This is a genomic window from Caulobacter sp. GW821-FHT05F04 (genome assembly GCF_059419665.1).
On sequence record NZ_JBWKSF010000006.1, the window covers coordinates 333,432 to 360,013 of the forward strand.

Sequence of the window (26,582 nt, forward strand, 5' to 3'; positions counted from 1 at the left end):
ATGGCCTGGCTGGTTGTCGTCCACGCGCCGGGTCAGCCCAGCCAGGCGGCCGAGCGCATCTTGGACGAGCTGGTCGAGGACGGCTGGATCCTTCAGCTCCGCGCCTTCTGCCTGGCGGTCCTGGTCAGAGGCGGCGCGCCGCCGACGATCACGCCCCTGACCGGCGCAGCCGGCGTAGGCGGCGTGATCGTCGGCCGGATCTTCGATCGCGCGGCCACCGATCGCGGCGAGGTCGCCGCGCCGGGGCTGGCCGGACTGATCGACGGCGACCCCCAGGACGTGTGCGCTGGCCTGATCGAGGGGGCCTGGGGAAGCTATGTGGCGGTGATGGCGCGCGATCGATCCAAATCGCCGACGGTGCTGCGCGACCCGTCCGGCGCCATGGAGGCGTTCCTCTGGAGGCGCGAGGACATCACCTTCATCGGCTCGGAGATGCCTTTCGGAACCGAGCCGCCAGAGCTGGCCATAGACTGGCGCAGGCTCAGCGATGTCCTGGCCTCGCCCGCGCGCGGCGCGGGCCTGACGCCCCTGGTCGGTGTCCGCTCGGTCGAGCCGGGAACTTGCCGCTGGGGGCGGGGCGGGACCGAAGAGACCGTCCTGTGGGACCCTGCCAGCCTGGTCCGCGCCGCGGGGCGCCGGCGCGGACCTGATCCGGCGACCTTGCGGGCCTGCGTCGACGCCTGTGTCGCCGCCCACGCCTCCGGGGCGGAGCGGATCCTCTGCGAGATATCCGGCGGACTGGACTCGGCGATCGTCGCCGGGACCCTGGCGGCGGTGGGCCGTCCGGCCAGCCGGGCGGTAAACTTCTACCGCGCCCAGCCGGAGGCGGATGAGCGGGCCTACGCCCAGGCCGCCGCTGACCGCCTGGCCGTGCCCCTCAGCACCGTCTCACGGAAGGTGACGCCGCTGGACGCGTCGGCCTTCGAGGTCAGCTCCCAGTCGTTGCGCCCAAACTTCAATGCCGCCGACCCCGGCTATGATGACGGTCTATGCACGGCGCTCAAGGACGCCGAGGCCGACGTGCTCTTCACGGGTCATGGCGGCGACGTCGTCTTCCTGCAGGTGGGCGCCGCGGCCTTGGCGCGCGAGCTTCTGGCGGGACGGCCGTGCGCGGGCTCTCGCATCGCCGCCCTGGCAGACGTCGCCCGGCGGGTCAGACGCTCCATCTGGAGCCTGGCCTGGGAAGCGATCACCACGCGGGCCAGCCGCTGGACCCGCGATGCGGTCGAGCGGCCGCGACTGGTCGCGGTCAAGCCGAACCCGGCTGTACACCCGTGGATCGCCGATCTGCGCGGCGTGCCGCCGGCCAAGCAGGCGCAGGTCCACGGCCTGGTCATGGGTCTGATCTTGATGGGCGCTACCCGCCGCGCCGAGGTCGCGCGTTTGGCCCATCCTCTGCTCAGCCAGCCGGTCATCGAACTCTGTCTGTCCATCCCGGCTCCCATCCTCTGTTCGGGCGAAATGGACCGCAGCTTGGCGAGATCCGTTTTCGCCGATCGCCTGCCGGCCAACATCGTCGAGCGGCGTTCGAAGGGCGACATCAGCGTCTTCCTCGGGCGCAAGCTGGCCGCCAGTATCGACTTCTTCCGGCCGTTGCTCCTGGGCGGCCGGCTCGTGGCCGAAGGGCTGCTGGACCGCGCCGCCGTCGATGCCGCCCTGTCGCCCGACGCGATGATCTGGCAAGACTCCACGGTCGATATCCTGGCGGCCGCCACCGTTGAGACCTGGCTGCGTCACTGGGAGGGCAGGATTTCCGCAGCGCGCGAGGCCTCGGGCGCTGAGCCCATCGCCGTCGCCAGAAAAGAGAAGGCCCGCCTGTAGACGTCCCGCACATTGTCCGGGCCCAGGATGATGTGGCTTTCGCCGCGATAGATCACCAGCTCGGCGTCCTTGCCCTGGCGGCGCAGGCTGGTGAACACCGCCATGGCCTGGATCGGATTGAAGTCCAGATCGCCGTAGAGGATCAGCACGGGCGCGGTGATCTTGTCGGTCTGGTAGCGGGGGCTGTTGCGGATGTATCGGTCCAGCGCGGTCCAGGGCAGCCCATTGATGCGGGCTTGCCCGGTTTCGGTATAGGCCTGGGATGCTGGAGCCGAGAACGACACGGCGGGATCGGCGATGGCGGCCAGGTTCTGCTCACCATGGATCGCCACGAAATCGGTGAGCGGCGCGGCGGCGACGATCGCTGAAAAGCGCTTGGATTGGGTGGCGGCCATCAGCCCGGCCCAGCCCCCGAAACTGCTGTTCCAGATGGCGGGCCGGTCCGCCGCCAGACCAGGCTGCTGCGCGCCGGCCGCGTCCACCGCGGCCAGGATCGCCTGAGCCAGGCCCGGCGCGGGCTCTTGGTCCATCGGCATCGGCAGGCTGGGCACGAGCACCGCGTAACCGGCCCCGACCAGCACCGGCGTCGAGGTGTCAAGCCGTGTGGAGTCCGGGCGGCGGTCTGAGGGCGGTGCGGAGTAGACGTCACCGGGATAGGGCGAGACGATCAGCCGGCGATGGTCGCTCGGCTTGTGATCGGGTGGCAGGTAGAGCCAGCTGGTCAGGGTCTCGCCCCGCAGCCCGGTGTGATGGATGGGGATCGGTGGGCGTGTCGCCACCTGCGCCAGCCACGGATTGAGGGTCAGCAACGGGCGATCGGAGCCACGCGGACCGCGTAGGCTGAGATCGGTGACGCCGTTGTCGTGGCGGCGGGCCACGACCGCCCAGCCGCCGCGCGGGTCAATGGCCAGAGCGTCCGTGCCGTCCTCGATCGTGGCGCCAAGACCATCATCACCGCTGACGGACACGATGCGTCCGCTCGACGAGAACGAGGCCAGGACCGCGTCGGGCGCTTCTCCCTTGAGCGGGAGATTGATGCTGAGCTTGGCGCCCGCGCCGGCCGCCAGGGTTGTCCCGTGGCCATTGAGCCGGAACAGGCCGTCGGCTGTGCCGAACAACACGCCAGTGTCGTCCTTGGCCAGGGCGCGGCCGCGTGGCGCCGGCCCCGTGGCCGTCAGGTTAATCGGGCCCCGAGCGGTGATCCGCCACCAGTCCAGGCGTGGCCCAGCGCCATCGCGGGCCAGGACCAGGGGATCGCCTCCCAGCCAGGCGACGTCGCCCAGGGGCTGGGTTTCGAGGCCGCCCATGGACGTGATCTGACCAGGACGCAGCGTCTTGGCGAGTGGCTCGGCGGCGCCAGCGACATTGAACCGCCAGTAGCGGTAGTTGCCCAGGCTCACGCCCTCCGTCCTGGCGAGCGCGAGCAGCGACTTGCCGTCGGGCGACCAGCGCCAGGGCAGGCGCGTATAGAGGTCGCAAGCCGGACAGGTCGTCTGCTGGCGACCGGTCGCCAGGTCGACCAGCGCCAGGCGACGCCGACGGTTGGGATTGGCCGTCGACGCCGGCTCGTCGGGCGGAAGGATCGTGCGCTCCTCCTCGCTGATGACGGCGGCCGTCCCGCCGTTCGGCGAGATCGTCAGGCCATTGAATGGGCCGTGCGCCAGGGCGCGCACCTTGCCGGTGGTCGGCGAGAACGCGACGAGGTCGTTGGCCGGGTAGGGGGGATTGAGCGCTTCGAAGCGGCCGGAGCCGAACACCGCGCCCGAGAACGCGCCCCGCCGGGCGGCCGCCCAGGCCTCGTTGAGCTTGACCTGGGCGTTCCAACCGTAGCTGAGAGACGGCGAGGACGCCGGATCACGCGCGATGGCGATCACCTCCTCCTCGCCGCGCCAGCGGGCGTTGGCGTTGAAGTAGTCGGGCTCGACACTGACGCCCGACCACGCCACCGCGCCCGTCGCCAGGGTAACGACGCCCAGTTCGCGCCGCCGATCTTTCCAGCGATAGACGATCACCCGCTCGCTGGAGGGCGAGAACGGGCCGAAGGTGTCTCCCCCCGCAGGATCCGGTTCCAGCAGCGGCCGAAGCCCTTCGGCGCCCTTCAGGTCCATGACCAGAAGACGGCTGGTCATGGCGCTGTTGTAGAGGTCGTTCTCGAAGACCGGCGCCGTCTTCCAACCGCCGATCCGCTCGACGACGAGCCAGCGGCCGTCGGGCGAGAACGCCACGCGACCAAGGCTTTCGACGGAGAGCAGATGCTCGACAGTGTAGGGATGGGCCTGGGCCACGCTGGCGACGAGCGCGCAGGCGGCCGCGATCCCTGCGAAGTTTCGCATGGTGAGGTGTCCTGGAAGGGGGAGACGGGTGGGGAGGCCTACCAGGCCTTGGTCAGTTGCAGGGCCACGACGCGCCCGTTCGGCTCATAGTTGGCCGGGTCGTAGCCGACGCCGACGGGGGAGTCGTAGAACGGCGGATCCTTGTCGAAGAGGTTCTGCACGGTCACCGCCGCGACCACGCCCTTCAGCGCACCAGCCTTGGCCGGAAGCGTCCATTGCAGCGTTGCGTCGAACGTGGTCTGCGCCGAGACATGGTCCCCCGTGGTGGTGGTGAGGCGGCTGACATAGTTGGCCGCCCCGGTCGCGGCCCACGCCCCGTGCGTCCAGGTGGCGCCCAGCCGGCCGCGAAGGTCGGCGGGGTATTCGGCCGTGCCGGCCAGCTCGACGGCCTGCGCGGCTTGCGTGGTCTTGCGCTGGTAGGAGAGGAGCCACGAGACGCTCCCAGTCACGGTCAACGGATTGCCGAAGGCCGTTGTGCCCCAGGTACCGTTGAAGTCCACGCCGCGCACGCGGAACGCGCCGGTATTGACGTACCGCGCGTCGGCGATGGCCCGATAGGCCGCGGCTGGATAGAGCCCCTGGACCGAAACGCTGCCCAAGGTCAGCAGGCTCTTGATCAGCGCCAGATCGGCCGGATTGTTGATCGGGTCGATGTATTGGCGGAACGGCGACAGGTCCGGCGCGGTCAGGACGGTGGAGAGATTGGCGATCGCCGGCTGGCCGATCCGTTGCTTGAAGTTGGTGTCGAAATAGGTGGCCGACAGGCGCAGCTCGGGATGATCGGGCGAGGCGTACTCGATCCCGCTGGTCCACGAGGTCGCCCGCTCGGGCAGCAGGTCGGGATTGCCGCCGTACTTCAGCAGGGTGAGCAGGGTCGTCCCATTGCCGGCCGCGACGTTGACCGGCGTGACGCGTTGCGGATCGGTCAGTTCGCCCAGCGACGGCGCACGGAACGACTTTCCGTAGGTCGCCTTGATGTTCAGCGCGCGCGTGGGACCCCAGACCAGGCCCAGCTTCGGCACCGTACTGGTTTCACCGCCCTCGTAGTGTTCGCGACGCACGGCGGCGGAGAGGTCCAGGCGCTCCAGGCCCGGACGATGGAAGCTCTCGCCGAACAGCGGAACTCGCGCCTCGGCGAAAAGGGCGCTGACCGTGCGGTCCCCGTAGCGCGAGAAACCGGTCAGCGGAGCCACACCGTTGGTCACGTTGATGCCGATCGTCTTCAGGGTCTCGGTTCGCAGCTGGGCGCCGAGCGCCAGCCGCACGGCGCCGGCCGGCAACTGCCAGAGCGGGCCATCGGCCGTCGCGCTGGCGGTTTCCAGCCGTCCGACCGTGCGGCGCTCTTCAAAGCCGGACATGATGAAGTCGAGGACGGACTGGGTGTTGCGCCCCGCGCCGATGAAGGGATTGAAGTAACCATCGACGCTGGCCTTGTAGGCCGTGGCCGGATTGTCGGCTGTGTTGCCCAAGGCCTCATTCAGGTACGCGGTGTTGAGTTCATTGGTCGACCGGGTGAGCGCCAGCTCTTCGGCGTGCAGCGCATAGGTGTCGAGCCGCCACTGCGCTGGCAGGTCGATCTTGGCGCCGATCGACAGGCCCCGGCTCTGGACGTCGCCCGTCGACTTCAGGCCGCCGGCCTCGTTGGCGAACGAATAGGCGATGTAGTGCGAGTTCGCGCCCGTCGGCGTCACGAAGTAGGGATTGGCGCGCGTCACTGTCAGGGCGGTCTGCGAGCCGACGCCGAAGGCGGTGTAGCGCCGGTCGCTATAGCGGGCGTCAGCCGTCAGGGTGATGCGAGAGCCGATCTCCTGGTTCAGCGCGATGTAGAGGCTGCCCCGTTCCTGGGTCGGCAACAGCGTCATCGGCTGGCGGTAGTTGAGCATGTTCTGGGTGCCGGCCACGAAGTCCGACGGCTTCAGCGCCACGCCGGCCTGACCGGCTGGAATGGCGTAGGTCGGCACGAGCGAGAAGCTGACCGGGTCGATCGTGAGGATGGTGCCGCCGTAGTAGGTGCGATGGTCCGTTCCGCCCAACGCGCGCAGGTCGGCGTTGGCCGTGAAGCTTCGGCGCGAGCCGGCCAGCATGTCGCGACGCTGGTATTCGGCCGACAGCAGCAACGAACCGGTGCTCCAGTCGTGGCCATAGGTCTGGGCGATCTGGCGCTGACCCAGGTCGCCGCGCGTCGACCCGCCGATACGCAGCCGCGTCTCCGCGCCTTCGAAGCGGTCGCGCAGCACGACATTGACCACGCCGCCGACGGCGTCGGAGCCGTACAGCGCCGAGGCGCCGTCCAGCAGGACTTCGATCCGCGCCACCGCCGCCATCGGGATGGCCGAGACGTCGGCGAAGTCGCCCATCAGGCCAGCACCGGCCATGCGTCGGCCGTTGATCAGCACCAGCGTGGCGTCCGCGCCCAGGCCGCGCAGGTTGATGCCGGTGGCCTTGCTGCCGTTCGTGGTGGTTGGGTCCGCGCCCGTGCTGCCGGTGTCGTCGCTGGTGGCGCCGCCGAAGGCCTGCGGCTGGGCGTTCAACGCGTCGGCCACGGTCGCGTAGCCGGCCCGGTCGAGTTCATCGCGGCTGAGGACGACGACCGGAGAGGGACCATCCTTGACGCCCCGGATGTGGCTGCCGACGACGATCTCCGACACCTGGGTCGTCTCGGTCTCGGCGACCGCCCGCTGCGACGTCAGCGGTGCGGGCGCGGTCTCCTGGCCGGCCTGACTCTGCGGTCGAACCGCCGAGGTCGGCGTCACAGGTGCGTCATGGGCGGCGCGTTGCAGCACGAGCACGCCTGGACCCGCCGACTGGACGGTGAGATCGGCGCCGCGCAGCAGCTTGTCCAACGCTTGCCGCGTCGTGAAGCGGCCCTTCAAGGCTGGCACGGTCCGACCCGCGACCAGCTCGGCGGGGAAGAAGATCTTGACCTTCGCCTGGTCGGCCAGGGTGATGAGCGCGCGGCTGAGCGCGCCAGCGGGCGTATCGACCGATACGACCACTTCCTGAACTGGCGGCGCCGCCGCCTGTGCTGACGCCGCCGTTACGACGAGCACCGACAAAGCCGACCCAAGCAACAAACTCGCACCCAACTGTCGCATACGACTCCCCCCAAATCCGGCGGGCGTCGTCACCTGTTGACGCGCTCGTGCCGCCGGTCGTTTGGGGGGAGACGACCGAGGGCGCGTGGCTTGGTAGTTGGCTGGCGACAATTTTTTGAGGTCAATGCGGCGTCGAGGACGGGGCGATAATTATCCGCCCGCTGATGGCCGGCGACGCCTGGAGGCCATAAGCCAGGTTTACGGCCTTCACGAAGTCGGCGACGTCGCCGGTCTCGAAGCGGCCGGTAACGCGTTGGGTCGCGGGCGCGCCGGGGCCGAGGATGAGCTTTGTATGGCTGTACCGGTTGATCTCGGCGATCGCGTCGACCAGCGGCACGTCCTCGAAGATCAGGCGGCCTTCCCGCCAGCTGGTCGCCGCGCCGACGTCCACGCTGGTCGGCCGCGCTTTCCTGGGGTCCGCGCCCAGGGCGAGGCCCTGTCCAGGCTCCAAGGTCCACTTGGCGGCGTCGTCGCGCACGGCCACGCGGCCATGGGCCAGCACCACGCGCACTGCATCCGGACCGTCGACGCGCACGTCGAACTCCGTGCCCACCGCGCGCACCTCGGCCGAGCCGGCCGAGACCAGGAACGGCCTGGACGTGTCATGAGCCACTTCGAAGAAGGCCTGGCCATGGACCAGCTCGACACGGCGCTCGCCCTTGGTGAAGCGTACGCGCACGCGGCTGTCGGTGTTCAGGCTCAGCCGCGAACCGTCATCGAGCCGCACGACGGTCATCTGGCCGACATCGGTGCCGAAGGTCTTGGGCGTCTTCAGCAACACGACCACGCCGGCCAGGCATGCCAGCGCCGTCGCCGCGCCGAGGGACCAGAAGCCTACGACGCGTCGACGTCTCTCGCGCCTCCGCTTGTCGGCGCCGCGATCGAGCGCGGCTTGCGCGGCCTTGGCCATGTCCGGGTCGCCACGTAGGTCTCGGACGGCGCGGCCGATGTCTTCCATGCGCTTGTAGGCCGCGTCGTTCCGCGGCTCTCGGCGCCAGACATAGAACGCCTCAAGCTCCTCGGTTTCGATCGGCGTCTTGTTGAGCCGCGCATACCAGTCGGCCGCCTCGTGCTCGGCACGGCGGTCTTCCTGCCGTTCTGCGATCATGGTCGCCTAGTCCCGCATCGCCGACGAAGTTTTCTCCAGGGCCTTGCGCATCCGATGATGAACCGTGGTGACCGGAATGCCCAGCAACCGCGATATCTCCTGATAGGTCAGACCCTCAAGGTGGTTCAGGACGAAAACATCGCGCAACTGGGGCGGGAGCGAAAGGACGATCTCCTTTAAGGTGACCGCGCACTCCTGCGGCGGGTCGAGCACGGTGCGTTCGATCGCGGCCTCACCGGTCCCCTGGTTCACCTCTCGGCGGGCCCGGCGCAGCTGATCGCGCGCCAGGTTGTCGGCGATCTGCGCCAGAAGCGCCTTGGGGCTGCGGATCTTCTGCTCGGCCTGATACGGCGCCGCGCGCAAGTAGGTTTCCTGCGCGACGTCGTCGGCGATCGCCGGGCCGTAGCGCTTGTGCAGCCGCCTGCGCAGCCACGCGTCGTAACGGCGGAAGAGGGTGTCGAGCGCGGCGGTCAATTCCGACGAGCCGGCGGTGATAGGCGAAGATCCGTCCACGGGGTGATCCAACCGGAGATTGCCCCACAGAATCTCGCAAACCATTAGACATGGAAAGTCGAATTTATCCGTAATTGGACATTTAGCGTCCTCTGTGGCCGTTCTGCGCTGCTCGACATTGTTCAGCCTAGTTGGTCGAGGGTTGAGCGCGTTTCATGTCGACGTTGCGGCGGCAAGTCGGGGCGATGGTGAAGTACCACCGCGAAAAGGCTGGCCTGACCCAAGGCGAGCTTGGTGAAAAGACCGGCAATGCGCTGGAAACCATCAGCCGGATTGAGCGCGGGAAATCCGCGCCTAGCTTCGCGACGATCGAGCGGATTGCTGAAGCGCTGAGCATCGATGCGCGTGACCTCTTCGGCGTCGGTTCTCATTCGGCCAAAGGTGGCCGAAGCGATCCTATGGTTCGAATTGTTGAGCTGCTCGCGGGTCATCAATCCGAAGATCTTGAGTGGATTGAGCGCTTGATCAGCGTCGCCCTGGAAAAGAAGAAGAGCGCTTAGCCACTGCGGCTTAGCGTGCAGCCATCCTAGCTATCGTACGCAGCATTTGCGCATGTTGAGCACATCGGCCGCGCGACTCTCCCATAAACTCTGCCGACTGTGCTGAAGCCTGGCCATTCTTCAATGGCTACGCTGTGAGTATCAACCTGGGTTCTGGCGCCATGCCGTCATGGCCACGCTCGGCGCTCCCTTGGCGGCTGGACGGCCGCCCGGCGGAGGCGTCGTTGGCGGGTGGCGGCGGCTGATTGATCTGAGCGTGCCGGCCTTCGCCTGGGAGTTCCTGCGCCGCAACCCGTACTATCAGGACGACTGGCGCAGTGCCCGCCATGTCGACGCCGAGACAATCGATCCGCGCTGGGGTCTGCGGTTCGCCGCCGATCCCAATCTCCCGGCCGACGAGGCCGAGGTCTTCTGGCGCGGCGACGTGGCGCCGGGGATCGTCGTTCCGATGACCGTGACCGGCGGATCGGCCGCTCGCGCCAGGCCACGACGATGGCCTGCTGGAGTCTACCGACGTGCCGATGATGGGCTCCATGTCCGCCTTCACGCGCACCTTCAATTGCTCTTGCCCAGGGATGCGAGGGCCGACGAACCCCTGGCCGTGCTGCTGGCCTATGACGGCGACATGGGTGTCCGGGTGCGCGCTGTCGAAGCGTTGGAGCGCTTGAGCGGCGGTCGTCCATCGCCGGGTTCGCGCCTGAACAGCGCTCAGCGCGGCCGGCTGGCCCGCAGCCTGGTTGCTCTGGACGGCGCGCTGCAGGGACGCAGCTACAGGTCCATCGCCGACGAGCTGTTCGGCCCCGATCGGCTCGACGCCGAGGCCTGGCGCACCGCCTCCCTGCGCGGCGTCACCATCCGCCTGGTCCGAGCGGGGAGGGCGCTGATGAACGGCGGCTACCTGGACCTGCTCCGCAAGGGCCTGTGATCCCTATCCGGAGGGGGTGTCGAAATCGGCGCCCCCCATCTGCGTCATCCCTGAGGGCGCCGCCCGCCCGCCAGCGTGTCCGAACGACGCCATCCGTACCCCGGCGTCGCCGAGGACACGATCATGGCGACCGACGATCGCGCGCTGCCCCCCAGACATCTTCGAACACCAGAGGCCGCGCGCTTTCTGGGCCTTTCGGACCGCACGCTTGAGAAGCATCGCTCGTATGGAACCGGGCCGGTCTATCGCAAGATCGGCGGCCGCGTTGTCTATACGCTGGGGGATTTGCAGGCCTGGGCCCAGCGCGGCGAGCGCCGCTCGACCAGCGACACCGACGCTGATGTCATCCCGCCCGCCAAGCGAAGCGCGGCGATCTCGCCGGCTTTCCGTCCCCGGGATGACGAGCCATGAGCGTGGCCACCCCGGCGTCGACCTGGGTCGACCTCTTCTGGCTGGAGGGCCAGATCGAGCGGTGGATCCGCTTTGGAACGCCCGCCGAAGAACGCATCGTCGACCGGCGCAGCCGCCTGGTCGGCTTCAAGTCCGGCGCGATCTTCGCCCTGGTCCGCTGGCGAGCCGGTGAATACGGGACGATCGAGTCCCGCATCACCGTGCTGCGCGCCGTGGGCCCCGGTCAGGCCTTCACCACCCATCCTTACGTCGCACCGGGCGCGGAGATCCTGCTGCGCATCTCCGGGTGGTCACGGGTGCGGGCAGTGCTCGACGCGATCGATGCGATTGAGCGCGGCGGGTTTCGACTGGAAGAGGTCGCGCCGGACCACTGGCGGCATGTCGGCGCCCGCCTGGCCGTCGGCTTGCCGCCACGTCCCTACGATCGGGCCCGGCATCGCGCCTGGATGCTGCGGCGGAGGCTCGGCCGATGAGCCGGCATCGCGCCCTCGTCTTGGGTCTTGGCTGCGCTGGCGCCGTGGCGCTCGCCGCGCCCACCGTGCTGCAGATCGACAAGCGCTTGGTGTTCAACACCACGGCCAGCGCGCCGATCGGCTTTTACTGGCTGGAGACGCGCGCGCCCGTCGTCGGCGATCTGGTCGTGGTCCGGCCGCCGCCCGTGCTCGCGGAATGGATGGCCCGGCGCGGCTATCTCCCGCGCAACATCCCCCTGATGAAGGTGCTGGTGGCGACGGCGGGAACGTCGGTTTGCGCAGTCGACGGCCGGATCCTGGTCGGCGGCAAGGTCATGGCCTCGGCGCGACGACGGGACCACTGGGGACGGTCGCTAGCGCCGTGGTCGGGGTGTCGGACGCTGCGGCCCGGCGAAGTCTTCCTGCTGAACGCGGCCGCGCCGGCGAGCCTGGACGGCCGCTACTTCGGGCCGCTGCGGCAGACGGACATCGTCGGCCCCGTGCGGGTGTTGTGGACCTGGACGTCCTGACATGGCGCGCCAGATCCTTTCCTTGTTCGGTCGGTTTGCCTGGCCTTTCCTCGTCCCGGCCAAGACCGCGTCGGCGACCGCGCGCAGCCGCGGTCGAGGGCGACCGTCAGGTCGGCGCGCCAGGCGCGCTTCCCTCGACGGCGGCGAGCACGGGCGCAAGCTGTCGATCACCGGGACGCCGGCAAGAACGTCGCGCGCGAAGTGCGCGTCCGTGCTGGTCTTGGGGTTGCTGTGCATGGCCCCGGCCTGGACCGGTGACCGCGCCATCGCCGCCGTCGTTGTGGAGCGGCAGGGGGACTTCGAGGCGGCGGTCGATGAGGCGGTCGGGCGGTTTGATGTTCCTCGGGCGCGGCTGCTGGCGGTGATCGCGGCCGAGAGCGGGGGCGATCCACGCGCAGTCTCTGCCAAGGGTGCGATCGGCCTTATGCAGCTGATGCCCGCGACTTGGCGCGAAATCCGCGACCAGCTCGCGCTCGGGTCCGATCCGTTCGACGTGCGCGACAACATACTGGCCGGCGCCTTCTACCTGCGTCGGCTGCAGGACCGGTTCGGCGCCGATGGCGGTCTGGCGGCCTATAATGCAGGTCCTCAGCGATACGCGGATCATCTGGCCACGGGGCGCGCGCTGCCGGTCGAGACGGTCGACTACGTGGCCCGCATCCTTCGCCGCCTCGCGACCTCGTCCGATAGGCCGGCGCAGCCGATCCACGATTGGCGTTCCGCGCCGCTCTTCGTGGCGCCGGCCGGAGCCGAAGTGCCGCCCGGTGACGGACGATGACGTCGTCGCTTCCAGGTCGATCAGGCGCTCGCCGTCTGCGCCCAGGCGATCACGGCCTCGGCCCGTTTGATCGAGGCGGCGAAGGCGTCGCTCTGCCAGGTGTCGACGCCGCCCTCATCGGCGACAGCCTGGTCGAAGGCGTCCTGGGCGTGGGTCGTCAGCTCACGCAACGCCGCCAGGGCTTCGACCAGCAACATCGCGTCGCCCTCGTTATCCGGAAGCTTCATCGGCTTTGGGATCCTGACTTTGGGGTCGGTTTTGGGGGCGAGGTGGATGGCAAGATTAAAGGGCCGGGACCTTCGGCCGGCAAGGTGTTGGTGGGGAAGGAGAATTTCCGGGACCTGGTTTTAGGGCTTGGTCCCGGTTTTCGAGACTTTCCGAATAGGCTCAGCGCCTTATCCGGGACCTCTCGCGTTTGGGTCCGACCATGAGCGGCGAGGACGAGTTTTTCGTCCGGCTAGGTCGGATCGGCGACCGCGGCGCCTCAGCGGCTCTGGGGCGCGGCTTTGTCGGCGAGGTCCTGGGGGCCGCGCGGCGAAACGGGCAGGGCGCGTTGGGCGGCGGCCGGAGCGGACCGCGTCGCATCGGGCGCGGCGGCGTGCGGCGTTCGACCCGCGCGTTCAGCCGGCGGGTCGTGGTCAAGACGAGGATCGTTCGACACAAGGGCGAGCGCTTCCGCGCCGCGCCACTGGCTCGGCACATGCGCTACCTGCAGCGCGAGGGCGTGACCCGAGACGGGCGGCCCGCCGAGATGTTCGATCGAGACGGGGTCGCCGACACCGGCGCCTTCGCCGAGCGATGCGAGGATGATCGACATCACTTCCGCTTCATTGTCTCGCCTCAGGACGCCGAGCGCCTAGAGGACTTGCAGGCCTTTACCCGCAACCTGATGGCCCAGGCCGAGCGCGACCTGGGTACGCGCCTGGACTGGGTCGCGGTCGACCACTGGAATACCGACAACCCGCACGTTCATGTGCTGGTCCGTGGGCGAGGCGAGGACGGCGCGGACCTGATCATCGACAGCGACTACCTGACCAAGGGCCTGCGCGAAGCCGCCGAGCGCCTGGTGACCCTTGAGCTGGGTCCTCGCAGCGAGGCCGAGATCGCAACGGCTCTCGATCGTGAGGTCACGGCCGAGCGCTGGACCAGTCTGGATCGACAGCTACGCGACCTGCGCGACCACGATGGGGTCGTTGACCTGCGACCTGGGCCTGACGGCGCCGCGCCGGCGAGGCTCGTGGGTCGCGTCGCGCATCTACAGCGCCTAGGTCTGGCGCACGACCAAGACGGGATCTGGCGACTGGCGCCTGACCTGGAGCCCCAGCTGCGCGCGCTGGCCCTGCGCGGCGACATCATCAAGACCATGCACGCGGCCATGAAGGGCGAGGTCCGCGACCCAGCCCAATATGTCCTGCACCCCGGCGCGCCGGACCACCCCGTCGTCGGGCGCCTGATTGATCGCGGCCTCCATGACGAGCTGAGCGGTCGAGCCTACGTCGTCGTCGATGGACTGGATGGGCGTCTTCACCACTTCCAGTTCGCGGACCTGGAGCGGACCGGGGACACGCGGCTGGGGGGCTTGGTCGAAGTGCGCGGCGCCGGTCGCGACGACGATACGGCCCGCGTCGATCTTGTCCACCGCTCCGACCTCAGCCTGAAAGCCCAGGTCACGGCCCGTGGCGCGACCTGGCTGGACCGACGGCTGGTGTCGTCCGAGCTGGCGCCCGTCGGCGGGGCATTCGGGCGAGAGGTGCGCGAAGCGCTGGAGGCGCGTCGGCAGGAGCTGATCAAGAGGGGGTTGGCCAGCGAGAGCGGCCGCCCAGTCGCGGATCTGCTGGGAAAGCTGCGGCGCGAGGAGCTGGCGCGCACCCACGACGCCCTAGAGCGCGAAACCGGCCTCAAGGCGCAGGCCATGGCGCCAGGCCAGGCCGTCTCGGGCGTCTACCGCCGACGGCTGGATTTGGCCTCGGGGCGGTTCGCGATGATCGACGACGGCCTGGGCTTCCAGCTGGTGCCGTGGACCAAGGCGCTGGAGCCGCATCGCGACCAGCAGGTCAGCGGCGTGGTCACGGCCGGCGGCGGCATCGATTGGGCGCTGGGCCGAAAGCGGGGGCTGGGACTTTGAAAGGAGATCACCCCGATGACGGGCACTAAGATTCTATGGGGCCAGGTGCTGGTCGTCTTCCTGCTGACGCTGGCCGGCGTCTGGACGGCGACGGAGTGGACGGCCTGGCAGCTGGGCTTTCAGACTAGACTCGGCCCGGCCTGGTTCTGGCTGGGCGATTGGCCGATCTACTCGCCGCCGGCCTTCTTCTACTGGTGGTTCGTCTACGACGCCTATGCTCCCGACATCTTCGCGCGCGGCGCGTTCATGGCGGCCGGCGGCGCGCTGGTCGCCGTCGCTGTGGCGATCGGACTGTCTATCTGGCGCGCCCGCGAGGCCGCGAAGGTGACGACCTACGGCTCGGCGCGCTGGGCCGGGACGGACGAGATCCGGCGCGCCGGGCTGCTGGGCGGCGACGGCTTGATGCTCGGGCGGATCGAGGGCCACTACCTCCGTCACGATGGCGCCGAGCACGTCCTGTGCTTTGCGCCGACGCGATCGGGCAAGGGGGTGGGTCTGGTGGTGCCGACCCTTTTGACCTGGTCCGGATCGGCGATCGTCCACGACATCAAAGGCGAGAACTGGACCCTGACCGCAGCCTGCCGGGCGAGGATCGGTCCGGTGCTGCGGTTTGATCCGACCGACGCGGCGTCCAGCGCCTACAATCCGCTGCTGGAAGTTCGACGTGGCGAAACCGAGGTCCGCGACGTCCAGAATATCGCCGACATCCTCGTCGATCCGGAAGGCGCCCTGGAGCGGCGGAACCACTGGGAGAAGACCAGTCACAGCCTGCTGGTCGGGGTGATCCTGCACGTGCTCTACGCCGAGGCCGACAAGACCTTGGCCGGCGTGGCCAACTTCCTGTCCGATCCGAGCCGGCCGGTCGAGACCACCTTACGGATGATGGTGTCGACCCGGCATCTCGGCGATCGGCCACACCCCGTCGTCGCCAGCGCGGCGCGTGAGGTCCTGAACAAGTCAGATAACGAACGCTCCGGCGTACTCTCGACGGCCATGAGCTTCCTGGGGCTCTACCGCGATCCGGTGGTCGCGGCGGTCACCTCCCGGTGCGATTGGCGCATCGACGACCTGGTGGGGCAGGGCAGGCCTGTCAGCCTCTATCTGGTCGTGCCGCCGTCCGACATCAGTCGCACCAAGCCCCTGATCAGGATGATCCTCAACCAGGTCGGGCGTCGTCTGACCGAGGGGCTGGAGGCCGCGCGCGATCGCCAGCCGCTGTTGCTGATGCTGGACGAGTTTCCGGCCCTGGGTCGTCTGGACTTCTTCGAGCAGTCCCTGGCCTTCATGGCCGGGTACCGGATTCGCAGTTTCCTAATAGCCCAGAGCCTGAACCAGATCGCCAAAGCTTATGGCGAGAATAACTCTATCTTGGACAACTGCCATGTCCGGGTCGCCTTCGCCACGAACGACGAGCGGACCGCGCGGCGGATCAGCGACAGTCTCGGCACCGCAACCGAGATGCGCGCGATGAAGAACTATGCCGGGCACCGGCTGTCGCCGTGGCTGGGGCATCTCATGGTCAGCCGTCAGGAGACCGCGCGCCCGCTCCTGACGCCGGGCGAGGTGATGCAGTTGCCGCCCGACCAGGCCGTGGTCCAGGTGTCGGGACTGGCGCCAATCCGGGCTCAAAAAATCCGCTACTACGCCGACCCGCGGCTAGCCGAACGCGTGCAACCGCCGCCCCGGGATCTCGTGGCGATCTCGGCCGATACTCCCACGGAATGGACCCAGGTTATCGACGGCGCCGGCGGGAAGTCTCGGCCGAGCGACGGGAGCGACGAGGGCGGGTTGAAGTTGGAGCCGGAGCTGCCCGGGCTGGAAGACCCAGCTTCGACCACGGTGCCGGACGAGGCGCACTGGTCGGAGCCAGAAGATGGCGGCGACGAGTCCCAGCAGGCCGAGCAGGCTAGGCGCTTCCGATCGGCGGCGCGCCAAGCCTCGCTCGATCCCGACGATGGCATCCCACTGTGAGGGGGCAATGAAGGTTCAGACCAAGGTGTTCCTGAGCCGCGACCTGTCGCTGGCTCTGGACGCGGCGGCGCGACGGATGCGCCGTTCCAAGTCGGAAATCATACAGGCGGCCCTGGCTGCATTCTTGTCGGCAGACAGTGATGAGGCGCGGGAGGCGGCGGTTGTTCGGCGGCTCGACCGCATGGGTCGGGAACTGGAGCGAATCCAACGCGACGTGACGATCTCGAACGAGGCGGTGGCGCTGTTTGTGAAGGCGTGGCTGACGGCGACGCCGGTGCTCGCCGAGGCGGATCAGAGAGCGCAGTCGGCGAAAGGGCAGGAGCGCTATGTCGGCTTTCTGGAGGCGTTGGGCAGGCGATTGGAGACGGGCAAGTTGCTGCGCACCGAGGTGCTGAGCGAGGGGCCATGAAAAGTCATCGGCGTGAACCGGCGCTCTACGGCCGCCTCAGAAAACCAACCAGTTCCACGATCGGGTTTACGGATGTCCCTGGCCGGAGCGCCGAGACCACCACCATCAAAGCCAGCAAGGCGACGACGGCGAGCGCGAGGAGAAACGCCTTATCCACGCCCTTTCCCGTTCCGTCGACCCGAGGTGGCCAGGCAGAAAAGGTCAAACGATCCTTCGGATCGTTCAAGGGCGGTTGTCTCAATTTGGGGAGACGGGGCACAGGCGGATTCCTCCATTGAGTCTGGATGGAAGCCGCAAGAACCGGGGTTATAGGGGTTCTGCTTCGCACCTTGAGTCAAGAGCATTCGGATCGGCAGCCTGCTTTTGCTCAGACAGGGTTAACGCGGCGGGGGTGACCTGATCTGCGTCCCATTCTGTCGTGCGCGAGGCGCACTCGTGTGCGGCATGGTAAACGGTTTGTTTTCTTGTTGGGGTTGATTTTCCAGCGCACTGAGGCCGGTTTCGGCGCGAGCGAGTGAACGTCGATGGCAGACACACAGATCGAATGGACAGACGCGACGTGGAACCCGGTCGCCGGCTGTTCCATCGTCACCGCTGGCTGCACGAACTGCTACGCCATGCAGATGGCACGCAGACTGGAAGCCATGGGCGTCGCTAAATATGATGGGCTGACGCGGAAAAGCGGAAAGCGCGCCATCTGGAACGGCATCGTCAGAGAGGATCGTTCCGCTCTGGACATCCCCTACAGCTGGCGAAAACCTCGGAAAATATTCGTCAATTCGATGAGCGACCTGTTCCATGATCAGGTCAGCGAAGACTTTATAGTCGATGTCTGGCGCGTGATGCGTGAGACGCCCCACCACAACTATCAGATTCTAACCAAGCGGCCGGAGCGGATGGCTGAGGTCGTCGCGCGTGCGATCCCTGACGTGCTGCCAAACGTCTGGCTCGGCACAAGTGTTGAGAACGCCGACGTGATCCCGCGTATCGACCATCTGCGAGCCGTGCCGGCTGCAATTCGCTTCATCTCGTTCGAGCCGCTCATTGGCGCGGTTGGCGAGGTGGACCTTACCGGTGTCCATTGGGCGATTGTCGGCGGCGAGAGTGGTCTGAATGCTCGTCCGATCCGTGAAGATTGGATCGACGAAATTTACGCGCAATGCGATACTTATGGTACGGCCTTCTTCTTCAAGCAGTGGGGCACTTGGGGCAAGGACAACAAGAAGCGCTCCAAGAAGGCTAACGGCCGCGAATACCGCGGCAGGACCTGGAACGAGATGCCGTCGGGGGCTGAAACGATCTGACTGTTCAGGTCGTTTGTGATGCCGCCGAAGTTGGGGGGTAGCCGGACGACATGGCCGTCAAGCACTACGATTGGAAGATCGGCAAACCGCTGCCAAAGATCGGCGCGCATAGCCTCGCGAAACATGAAGTCTTCGCCACCTACATCGATCGCTACATCAACATCCTGTCGTCAAATCCACGTCGGCGCGAACTGAACCTGACCATCGTGGACGGCTTCTGCGGCGGTGGTGCTTACCAGAACGGATCGGTTGTCGTTCCTGGATCACCGCTCAGGGTGCTTCGGGCAGTGAAGGCGGCGGAGGCTGGCCTGACGCTCACGCGGCAGAATGGCTTCGAGATGAAGTCTCAGTTTTTCTTTGTCGACAAGCAGCCGGAGCATGTTGAATTCCTTCGTCACGAGCTGATGAACTCCGAGTTCTCCGGCGATGTCGGAGCCACGATCTCGGTGGAAGAAGGACTCTTCGAGCAAAAGGCTGCCGATATCATCCAGGTCATCAAAAACCGTGGCCCAAGCCATCGATCTTTGTTTTTCCTGGATCAGTACGGTTGGAGCGCAGTGTCTTTTGCCACCGTTCGACAAATTTTCGCGAGCTTGCGCAATCCAGAAGTCCTCATCACGTTCTCGGTCGACTCTCTGATCGATTATTTCTCCGATCAGACAGCGCGCACGTCTGGCGGTCAGGCTATCGAGCTAGATCCAGCAATGGGCGAAGCGATCAAGGCGTTGAAGACTGAGCAAGGTCAGCGCCATCTTATTCAGGGTATTTTATACAAACACATCATCAGCAGCACAGGTGCTGATTATTATACGCCGTTCTTCATTCGTTCATCCGATAGTCGGCGATCATACTGGTTGCTGCATCTCTCGAAGCATTCGCGAGCGCGCGATGAAATGGCTCGCCTCCACTGGGCGATGAGCAACATCTTCAGCCATCCAGGCGGTGCCGGATTCAACGCCCTGGGGTTTGATCCCAACGTTGATCCCAATCAGCCCAAGCTTGAATTCGATTTTGGAGTTGATGCCCGGGCGGATTCACTTGCAGCCGCGATTGAACAACTGCCGCGGATGATCCGCGACGATGCGCCGGATGCGTCCACTCCGGTCACTATTGGCGACCTGTTCCGAGCCCACTGCAACGAGACACCTTTGACATTTGATCTCGTGGCTGAAGCGGTCGTGCAGCTCCGCGACGCATACGATGAAATCGACATCTTCACTCACGAGGGCAAGCTTCGCCCGGCAGCGAAGATCCTCAGGTGGGACGATCAGGTTCGAAACAGACAGCAGAAGTCGTTCATCCGCCGGCTCGGCCTTTAGCCCGTTCGATCATGAGCACAGGTGCGCCTGGCCGATTTTCCGACAATGGCTTGGGGTTGTTCCTGGCCGGAATGTTCAATCGCCGCTTCGGCGAAGCTCAAGCGTTTCCGAACGTGGCTCGGGGCCGGCAGCTTCTATCAGTCGCCGACTTCAGCGGTACCCATGGTGCATCGCTCTACGAGACCTACGCTTTTCTCGTGTTCGACCTGGACGCAAATCAATGGTGGCTCCAGGCGCAGAAGGCCTTTCGCTCCGAGTTGCTCAAGTCTCGACGGATTTCATTCAAGGCTCTCAATGATCGCTTTCGTCGAGAAGCGTTGGCTCCGTTTCTTGCCCTAGCCGACGAGATCGAAGGAGCGCTGGTCATCGTGGCCGTGAGCAAGACCGCGGGGCCGCTGTTCGGAGGCTCTGAAGACGCCGATCCTCACAACTTGCTGGAAGGCTGGAAGTCGGCCGTTCGAGAGCAGGTTTTGCGCATCGCCCATCTCGGCACCTATCTCATTGGTGGGCTTTCAGCGCCAAACCAGAACATTCTTTGGATTGTCGACCAGGATCAAATAGCCGCCAACGACGAGCAGCTGACTAGGTTAACCAAGGTCGTTGGCACGATCGGCCAGCACTATCTCAGCCACAACTTGGGTCACCTTCGCTGTGCTACGACGCGATCCGACGATGGTTCGCTGGCCGTCGAAGATTTGGCAGCCATCCCGGATCTCGCCGCCGGTTCTTTCGCCGAATACATGAACGCCGTGACGAGCCAGTGCAAATTCCCGGTAAAGGGCATCCTCAGTCCAGAGCCCGTGGGCCTAAGTGCGAAGACGCGGTTTCTGTGTCGATGGCTGATCGGGTCGCAGGGGCCATTGAAGAGGATCTTCCTGGCCATCGATCGTCCCGAGGTAGATGGACGTCTTCGAGCCACTCACATCAATTTTGAACCTTACGAGCCGATTTTCGAAACGCGCCGACCTTCTTGGCCGAGCGCCTAATATAGGCCCGCCGCCGTTTCCCTGCCTTTGCCGCCGTTTGTACGACGCGCCGATTTGGCTGTTGAGCCGCGGCCAAACCGGGTCTTCTTACTCATCCCCGTGAGAACAACGGGGATTGGCCGTGCAGCCTTCCGACACCGACACCGCTCTGGACCGCAGCCGTCGCATGCTGCGCACCGCCCTGGGATCACTGGTCCTGGCGCGGCTGGAAGACCCCGGCGTGGCCGAGGTCATGCTCAATCCCGATGGCCGGGTCTGGATCGATCGCTTCGACCAGGGCCTGGTCGCCGCGGACCTGGTGATCGCGCCGGCTGACGGTGAGCGGATCATTCGGCTGGTCGCCCACCATGTCGGCGTCGAGGTCCATGCCGGACAGCCGCAGCTGTCGGCCGAGCTGCCCGGATCGGGCGAGCGCTTCCAGGGCCTGCTGCCGCCGCTCGTCGCCGCGCCCACCTTCTCCATCCGCAAGCCCGCCAGCCGTGTCTTCCGCCTCGACGACTATGTCCTGGGCGGGGTGATGAGCGATGGGCAGGCCGGGGTCTTGGCTGCCGCCGTCGCCGATCGCGCCAACATCCTGGTCGTCGGGCCGACCTCCAGCGGCAAGACCACGCTGGTCAACGCCCTGCTGGCCGAGGTCGCCGAGGCCGATGATCGCGTCGTCCTGATCGAGGATCTGCGCGAGCTGCAGTGCCCGGCCAGCAATCTCGTACCCCTGCGCACCTCCGACGAGGCTGGCGTCGGTCTGGGCGATCTGGTGCGGGCGGCTCTGCGCCTGCGGCCCGACCGCATCGTGGTTGGCGAGGTGCGTGGCGGCGAGGCGCTCGACTTGGTCAAGGCCTGGGGCACGGGACATCCGGGCGGGGTGGGGACGCTCCACGCCGGCTCGGCCCTGGGCGCGCTGCTGCGTCTGGAGCAGCTGATCCAAGAGGCGGTCGTCACCGTGCCCCGCGGTCTGATCGCCGACACCATCGACGTCATCGCCGTCTTGTCTGGCCGCGGCCGACAGCGACGGCTCGTCGAACTGGCCCGTCTTGAGGGCCTAGGCCCGGACGGCGCCTACCGGCTCAAGCCGGTCTAAGCCGCCCCTCCCAAACCCCCGAAAATCTGGAGCTTTATGATGTCTGCTTCGCAGCATTGCCTTCGCGCGCGCCTGCTCGCCGGCTCGATGTTCGATCGCCTGGGCCACCTGGCCCTGGCCGCCAGCCTGGCGCTGGTCGCCGCGCCGGCCCAGGCGGCCGGATCCTCGATGCCCTGGGAGGAGCCGCTCGAACAGATCCTTGAGTCGGTCGAAGGCCCGGTCGCCAAGATCATCGCGGTCATCATCATCATCATGACCGGCCTGACCCTGGCCTTCGGCGAGACGTCCGGCGGGTCGCGACGGCTGATCCAGATCGTCTTCGGCCTGTCGATCGCCTTCGCCGCCTCCAGTTTCTTCCTGAGCTTCTTCTCGTTCGGCGGCGGGGCGCTGGTCTGATGGCCGGTCCCTACAGCGCGCCGGTCCACCGCGCCCTGGTCGAACCGATGCTGCTAGGCGGGGCGCCGCGCGCCCTGGCCCTGGCCAACGGCACGTTGGCGGCGGCGCTCGCCCTGGGCTTGCGACTCTGGGTCCTGGGCGCGGCGGTCTGGTTCGCCGCCCACGTCCTGGCGGTCTGGGCCGCGCGCTACGATCCGCAATTCGTCGAGGTTGGCCGCCGCCACGTGCGGCTGCCCGCCCGGCTGGAGGTCTGAGCCATGCTCGACCTTCGTGAGTATCGCCGCCGCGCGGCCGGGCTCTGCGATTTCCTGCCGTGGGCGGCCTTGGTCGCGCCCGGTGTGGTCCTCAACAAAGACGGCAGCTTCCAGCGCACGGCCGCCTTCCGTGGTCCCGACCTGGACAGCGCCACCGAGGTCGAGACCGGGGTGGCGGCTGCACGCCTCAACAGCGCCCTGCGCCGGTTGGGCTCGGGCTGGGCGATGTTCATCGAAGCCCGGCGCGATCCCAGCGACGGCTACCCCGCCAGCGCCTTCGCCGATCCGGTCTCGGCCCTGGTCGACGAGGAGCGCAAGGCCAGCTTCGCCGCTGACGGCGAACACTTCGAGAGCCGTTACTTCCTGACGCTGCTCTACCAGCCGCCGGCCGAACGGGCAGGGCGGCTGGAGGCGGCCTTCATCGAGGGACGGGCCCAGCGGGGTCTGGACTGGCGGGCCGAGCTGGCCGGCTTCGTCGATCGCACTGACCGTCTTCTGGGGCTGCTGGAGGCCCTGATGCCTCAGGTGGCCTGGCTCGATGACGCCGGGACCTTGAGCTTCCTGCATGGGGCAGTGTCGACCAGCCGCCAGCGCGTGGCCGTCCCCGAAACCCCGATGCAGCTGGACGCGCTGCTGGCGACCGAGGGGCTGACCGGCGGCCTCGAACCCCAGCTGGGTGCAGCGCACCTGCGGGTCCTGACGCTGACGGGCTTCCCGGTCGCCACCGCGCCAGGCCTGCTCGACGAACTCAATCGCCTGCCGATCGCCTACCGCTGGACCACCCGGGCGATCTGCCTGGACAAGACCGCGGCCAACGGGGTGCTGGCCAAGATACGGCGCCAGTGGTTCGCCAAGCGCAAGTCGGTCCTGGCCCTGCTGCGCGAAGCCCTGACCCAGGAGCCTTCGGCCCTGGTCGACAACGACGCAGCCAACAAGGCCTCCGAAGCCGACCAGGCCCTGCAGGACCTCGGCGGCGACGCGGTGGCCTACGCCTATGTCACCGCCACGCTGGTCGTCTGGGATCGGGACCCGGTCCGAGCCGACGCCAAGCTGGCCTTGGCCGAGAAGGTCATCCAGGGCCGCGACCTGACGGTGATGCGCGAGCGGGCCAACGCCGTGGAGGCGTGGCTGGGGACGCTGCCGGGCCACGTCTACGCCAATGTTCGCCAGCCGCTGCTGTCGACCCTCAACCTCGTCCACCTGGCGCCGGTAAGCGCGGTCTGGGCTGGGGCCGAACGCAACGTCCATCTGGACGGTCCGCCACTGATGATGGCGACCGCCGCCGGCTCGACGCCGTTCCGGCTGTCGCTGCACGTGGGCGACGTTGGCCACAGCTTGGTCGTCGGTCCGACGGGCGCCGGCAAGAGCGTGCTCCTGGCCATGCTGGCCCTGCAGTTTCGGCGCTATCCGCGCGCCCGCGTCTTTGCCTTCGACCATGGCGGCTCGATCCGCGCGGCGGTCCTGGGGATGGGCGGCGCCTTCCATGACCTGGGCGGGGTGCTGGCCGATACGGCAAGCGCGGTGGCTCTGCAGCCACTGGCGCGGATCGATCGACGGGGCGAGCGCGTCTGGGCTGTCAGCTGGCTCGCGGCGATCCTGAGCCGGGCCGGGGTGAACATCACGCCGGAGGTGCGCGGCCACCTATGGTCGGCGCTGACCAGTCTGGCCGGCGCCCCGGTCTCGGAACGGACCCTGAGCGGGCTTTGCGCGCTGCTGGCCCCGCCGCCCCTCAAGCGCGCCCTGGAGCCCTATGTGGTCGGCGGCCCGTTCGGCGCGCTGCTCGACGCCGAGGGCGAGGCCCTGGGCGAGGACCGCATCCAAGCCTTCGAAACCGAAGGCCTGGTCGGCACGGCCGCGGCCGCCCCGGTGCTGGCCTACCTCTTCTATCGCATCGAGAAGCGCCTCGACGGTTCGCCGACCCTGATCCTGGTCGACGAGGGCTGGCTGGCCCTGGACGACCCAGCCTTCGGCGAGCAGTTGCGCAAGTGGCTCAAGACCCTGCGCAAGAAGAACGGCGCGGTCGTCTTCGCCACCCAGTCGCTGGCCGACGTCGAGGCCAGCAGCATCGCTGCTTCGCTGATCGAGCTTTGCCCCAGCCGGATCTTCCTGCCCAACGCCCACGGCGCCGAGCCTCAGGGCGCGGCCTTCTACCGGCGCTTTGGGCTCAACGATCGCCAGATCGAGCTGATCGCCCACGCCGTCCCCAAGCGTGACTACTACCTGCAGTCGCCGCTCGGCGGGCGGCTGTTCGAGCTGGGTCTTGGGCCGGTGGCCCTGGCCTTCGCCGCCGCCTCGTCCAAGGCCGACCAGGCTGCGATCGCCGACACGCTGAGCGCCTTCGGACCGGCCGACTTCGCCCGCGCCTGGCTCATCCGGCGCGGGCTGCCCTGGGCCGCCGAGCTGCTGGGCCCTGCGTCTTCCTTCCTCCCGGAGACATCGTCATGACCCTCCACCGCCGCGGCTTTGTCGCCGCGCTGGGCCTTGGGCTGGCCGTCGCGCCGCTCGCCCATGCCCAGTTCACTGTCTTCGATCCCAGCAACTATGCGCAGAACGTCCTGACGGCGGCGCGCACGCTGGAGAGCGTCAACAACCAGATCCGCTCCCTGCAAAACGAGGCGCAGATGCTGGTGGGGCAGGCGAAAGCCCTGACCAACCTGCCGTTCTCGTCCCTGGCCGCGCTGCAGGCCCAGCTTACCGAGACCCGTCGGTTGCTGAGCCAGGCCCAGGGCATCGCCTATGACGTCTCCCAGATCCAGACCAGCTTTCGGCAGTCTTATGACGTCCTGACCGCTCCGGTCACGGGCGCGACCCTGGCCGCGCGCGCCGACGCCCGCTGGGATGCGGCGGTGGCCGGCCTGCAGGACGCCCTGAAGCTCCAGGCTGGGATCGTCGGGGGCCTCGGCGACAGCGCCAGCCAGATGAGCCAACTGGTCGACGCCAGCCAGGACGCGGTCGGTGGGCTGCAGGCCGCTCAGGCCGGCAATCAGCTCCTGGCGCTCCAATCCCAGCAACTGGCCCAGCTTCTGGCCCTGACCGCGGCTCAAGGCCGGGCGCAAGCCCTGGAAGCGGCCGATCGCGCTGCGGCCCGGGGCGACGCCAAGGCCCGGTTCGCCAAGTTCATGGGCCGCGAAGGAAACGGACAATGATCCGCGCGGTGGCCATGGCCCTGGCCGTGTGGATCGGGCTGGTCGCCATCGTCCTGACCGCGCGTCACGAAGTTTTGGCGCCGGCCAAGCCGCCAGTCGCCGTCCAGGCCCGCCAGGACGAGCTGGCTAGGTGCCGGGCGATCGGGGAGGGCGCGGCCAACGACGCCGCCTGCCATGCCGCCTGGGCCAAGGCCCGGGCGCGCTTCTTCGGGAGGGAAGCTTCATGAGCGACCTTTCCGTCGTCGACCAGTTCTTCGACACCTTCAATCGCTACATCGACTCCGGCTTCGGGCTGGTTCACGGCGAGGTGTCGTTTCTGTCGGCCACCCTGGTGGCCATCGATGTGACCCTGGCGGCCCTGATGTGGTCCTGGTCCACCGGCGAGGACATCCTGGCGCGGCTGGTGCGCAAGACCCTCTATGTCGGCTTTTTCGCCTTCATCATCGGCAACTTCCAGCGCCTGGCCGGCATCGTCCTGAGGAGCTTCGCGGGCCTGGGGCTGAAGGCGTCCGGCGCAGGCCTCTCAGCCGATGATCTCCTGCGCCCCGGCAAGCTGGCCCTGACCGGGTTCTCAGCGGCCATGCCGTTCCTCGAGGCCGCCTCTGACCTGACCGGCTTTCCCGCCTTCTTCGAGAACATGGTGCAGGCCGTCGTCCTGCTGATCGGCTGGATCCTGGTCCTGCTGGCCTTTTTCATCATGGCCGTCCAGCTCTTCGTGACGCTGATCGAGTTCAAGCTGGTGACCCTGGCTGGCTTCGTGCTGGTTCCCTTCGGTCTCTTCGGCAAGACCGCCTTCCTGGCCGAGCGCGTGCTGGGGGGCGTGGCCGCCACAGGGGTCAAGGTCCTGGTCCTGGCCGTGATCGTCGGGATCGGCTCGACGCTCTTCCAGACCTTCCAGCTCCAGGCCGGCGGCGAGGCCCCGACCCTGGTCGAGGTGGCCGCGATGGTGCTGGCCGCGCTGGTGCTCCTGGGCCTTTCGATTTTCAGCCCATCCGTGGCCGCCGGCCTTTTGTCGGGCGCGCCGCAACTGGGCGCCGGCGCGGCCGTCGGGACCGGCCTGGTGGTCGGCGGCGTGGCCATGGCCGGCGCGGGGTTGGCCAGCATGGCGCTGGGCGGTTCGGCCAGCGC

26 protein-coding genes are annotated in these 26,582 nt (G+C 67.5%); 20 read left to right on the forward strand and 6 right to left on the reverse strand.

Annotated elements, in window-relative coordinates; genetic code table 11:
• A complete protein-coding gene (locus AC07R7_RS17770) occupies positions 1-1,821 on the forward strand; it encodes an asparagine synthase-related protein (protein WP_494636084.1) in 1,821 nt (606 codons plus the stop codon).
• On the opposite strand, the gene AC07R7_RS17775 is transcribed toward AC07R7_RS17770, so the two are convergent.
• The 4 genes from AC07R7_RS17775 to AC07R7_RS17790 all read right to left on the reverse strand — a co-directional run bounded on the left by AC07R7_RS17775 (position 1,734) and on the right by AC07R7_RS17790 (position 8,870).
• Complete coding sequence (locus AC07R7_RS17775) at positions 1,734-4,154, reverse strand: alpha/beta hydrolase family protein (protein ID WP_494636085.1); 2,421 nt, start codon at positions 4,152-4,154, stop codon at positions 1,734-1,736. The two genes, AC07R7_RS17770 and AC07R7_RS17775, sit on opposite strands and share 88 nt — an antisense overlap.
• A 38-nt stretch (positions 4,155-4,192) precedes the next feature.
• A complete protein-coding gene (locus AC07R7_RS17780; protein WP_494636116.1) occupies positions 4,193-7,204 on the reverse strand; it encodes a TonB-dependent receptor in 3,012 nt (1,003 codons plus the stop codon).
• 166 nt (positions 7,205-7,370) lie between these two features.
• Positions 7,371-8,357, reverse strand: coding sequence for a FecR family protein (locus AC07R7_RS17785; RefSeq protein WP_494636086.1), 987 nt, complete (start codon positions 8,355-8,357; stop codon positions 7,371-7,373).
• 6 nt (positions 8,358-8,363) lie between these two features.
• Positions 8,364-8,870, reverse strand: a complete 507-nt coding sequence (locus AC07R7_RS17790) for an RNA polymerase sigma factor (protein WP_494636087.1) — start codon at positions 8,868-8,870, stop codon at positions 8,364-8,366.
• A 155-nt stretch (positions 8,871-9,025) separates the two neighbouring features.
• On the opposite strand from AC07R7_RS17790, the gene AC07R7_RS17795 reads away from it, so the two are divergent.
• From AC07R7_RS17795 to AC07R7_RS17820, 6 genes are all read left to right on the forward strand, one after another.
• Complete coding sequence (locus tag AC07R7_RS17795; RefSeq protein WP_494636088.1) at positions 9,026-9,370, forward strand: helix-turn-helix domain-containing protein; 345 nt, start codon at positions 9,026-9,028, stop codon at positions 9,368-9,370.
• A 169-nt stretch (positions 9,371-9,539) separates the two neighbouring features.
• Positions 9,540-10,295: a DUF2285 domain-containing protein gene (locus tag AC07R7_RS17800; protein WP_494636089.1), complete on the forward strand. Its 756-nt coding sequence runs from the start codon at positions 9,540-9,542 to the stop codon at positions 10,293-10,295.
• 123 nt (positions 10,296-10,418) lie between these two features.
• Positions 10,419-10,706 (forward strand): helix-turn-helix transcriptional regulator, encoded by a 288-nt coding sequence (locus tag AC07R7_RS17805; RefSeq protein WP_494636090.1) that lies wholly within the window; start codon positions 10,419-10,421, stop codon positions 10,704-10,706.
• On the forward strand, positions 10,703-11,179 hold the full coding sequence (locus AC07R7_RS17810; protein ID WP_494636091.1) for a DUF2840 domain-containing protein: 477 nt from the start codon (positions 10,703-10,705) through the stop codon (positions 11,177-11,179). Before AC07R7_RS17805 ends, AC07R7_RS17810 begins: the two co-directional genes overlap by 4 nt.
• Positions 11,176-11,688 (forward strand): S26 family signal peptidase, encoded by a 513-nt coding sequence (locus tag AC07R7_RS17815; RefSeq protein ID WP_494636092.1) that lies wholly within the window; start codon positions 11,176-11,178, stop codon positions 11,686-11,688. Before AC07R7_RS17810 ends, AC07R7_RS17815 begins: the two co-directional genes overlap by 4 nt.
• Before the next feature lies 1 nt (position 11,689).
• Positions 11,690-12,466 carry a lytic transglycosylase domain-containing protein gene (locus AC07R7_RS17820; protein ID WP_494636093.1) on the forward strand — a complete coding sequence of 259 codons (777 nt, stop codon included), beginning with the start codon at positions 11,690-11,692 and terminating at the stop codon, positions 12,464-12,466.
• A 20-nt stretch (positions 12,467-12,486) separates the two neighbouring features.
• On the opposite strand, the gene AC07R7_RS17825 is transcribed toward AC07R7_RS17820, so the two are convergent.
• The gene (locus AC07R7_RS17825; protein WP_494636094.1) at positions 12,487-12,693 is read right to left on the reverse strand and encodes a hypothetical protein; all 207 of its coding nucleotides are present in this window, start codon (positions 12,691-12,693) and stop codon (positions 12,487-12,489) included.
• Positions 12,694-12,893: 200 nt separating this feature from the next.
• Here AC07R7_RS17825 and AC07R7_RS17830 point away from each other — a divergent pair, with 200 nt between their 5' ends.
• From AC07R7_RS17830 to AC07R7_RS17840, 3 genes are read left to right on the forward strand one after another with little or no spacing between them, the layout of a single operon-like run.
• Positions 12,894-14,591, forward strand: a complete 1,698-nt coding sequence (locus AC07R7_RS17830; protein ID WP_494636095.1) for a relaxase/mobilization nuclease domain-containing protein — start codon at positions 12,894-12,896, stop codon at positions 14,589-14,591.
• A 15-nt stretch (positions 14,592-14,606) separates the two neighbouring features.
• Entirely contained in the window at positions 14,607-16,562 is a 1,956-nt protein-coding gene (locus AC07R7_RS17835; protein WP_494636096.1) for a conjugal transfer protein TraG, read from the forward strand.
• Positions 16,563-16,569: 7 nt separating this feature from the next.
• Complete coding sequence (locus tag AC07R7_RS17840) at positions 16,570-16,971, forward strand: CopG family transcriptional regulator (protein ID WP_494636097.1); 402 nt, start codon at positions 16,570-16,572, stop codon at positions 16,969-16,971.
• A gap of 25 nt (positions 16,972-16,996) precedes the next feature.
• Here the strand turns inward: AC07R7_RS17840 and AC07R7_RS17845 are convergent, their stop codons facing one another.
• Positions 16,997-17,197 (reverse strand): hypothetical protein, encoded by a 201-nt coding sequence (locus tag AC07R7_RS17845; RefSeq protein ID WP_494636098.1) that lies wholly within the window; start codon positions 17,195-17,197, stop codon positions 16,997-16,999.
• 298 nt (positions 17,198-17,495) lie between these two features.
• Here AC07R7_RS17845 and AC07R7_RS17850 point away from each other — a divergent pair, with 298 nt between their 5' ends.
• The 10 genes from AC07R7_RS17850 to trbL form a co-directional block, all read left to right on the forward strand.
• Positions 17,496-18,275 (forward strand): DUF5131 family protein, encoded by a 780-nt coding sequence (locus AC07R7_RS17850; RefSeq protein WP_494636099.1) that lies wholly within the window; start codon positions 17,496-17,498, stop codon positions 18,273-18,275.
• Between the two features lie 50 nt (positions 18,276-18,325).
• Positions 18,326-19,594 carry a three-Cys-motif partner protein TcmP gene (locus AC07R7_RS17855; RefSeq protein WP_494636100.1) on the forward strand — a complete coding sequence of 423 codons (1,269 nt, stop codon included), beginning with the start codon at positions 18,326-18,328 and terminating at the stop codon, positions 19,592-19,594.
• 50 nt (positions 19,595-19,644) lie between these two features.
• Positions 19,645-20,580: a hypothetical protein gene (locus AC07R7_RS17860; RefSeq protein WP_494636101.1), complete on the forward strand. Its 936-nt coding sequence runs from the start codon at positions 19,645-19,647 to the stop codon at positions 20,578-20,580.
• Positions 20,581-20,746: 166 nt separating this feature from the next.
• Positions 20,747-21,658: a P-type conjugative transfer ATPase TrbB gene (gene trbB / locus AC07R7_RS17865; RefSeq protein WP_494636117.1), complete on the forward strand. Its 912-nt coding sequence runs from the start codon at positions 20,747-20,749 to the stop codon at positions 21,656-21,658.
• An 87-nt stretch (positions 21,659-21,745) separates the two neighbouring features.
• A complete protein-coding gene (locus AC07R7_RS17870) occupies positions 21,746-22,054 on the forward strand; it encodes a TrbC/VirB2 family type IV secretion system protein (RefSeq protein WP_018062484.1) in 309 nt (102 codons plus the stop codon).
• The gene (locus AC07R7_RS17875) at positions 22,054-22,308 is read left to right on the forward strand and encodes a VirB3 family type IV secretion system protein (protein WP_494636102.1); all 255 of its coding nucleotides are present in this window, start codon (positions 22,054-22,056) and stop codon (positions 22,306-22,308) included. Before AC07R7_RS17870 ends, AC07R7_RS17875 begins: the two co-directional genes overlap by 1 nt.
• Before the next feature lie 3 nt (positions 22,309-22,311).
• Positions 22,312-24,753, forward strand: a complete 2,442-nt coding sequence (gene trbE / locus AC07R7_RS17880) for a conjugal transfer protein TrbE (RefSeq protein ID WP_494636103.1) — start codon at positions 22,312-22,314, stop codon at positions 24,751-24,753.
• Positions 24,750-25,454, forward strand: coding sequence for a P-type conjugative transfer protein TrbJ (gene trbJ / locus AC07R7_RS17885; protein ID WP_494636104.1), 705 nt, complete (start codon positions 24,750-24,752; stop codon positions 25,452-25,454). The genes trbE and trbJ overlap by 4 nt, the downstream gene beginning before the upstream one ends.
• Positions 25,451-25,681, forward strand: a complete 231-nt coding sequence (trbK-alt, locus tag AC07R7_RS17890; RefSeq protein WP_494636105.1) for a putative entry exclusion protein TrbK-alt — start codon at positions 25,451-25,453, stop codon at positions 25,679-25,681. The genes trbJ and trbK-alt overlap by 4 nt, the downstream gene beginning before the upstream one ends.
• Positions 25,678-26,582, forward strand: a 905-nt coding sequence (trbL, locus tag AC07R7_RS17895; RefSeq protein WP_494636106.1) for a P-type conjugative transfer protein TrbL, incomplete at its 3' end; no start/stop codon positions are given. The genes trbK-alt and trbL, both read left to right, overlap by 4 nt.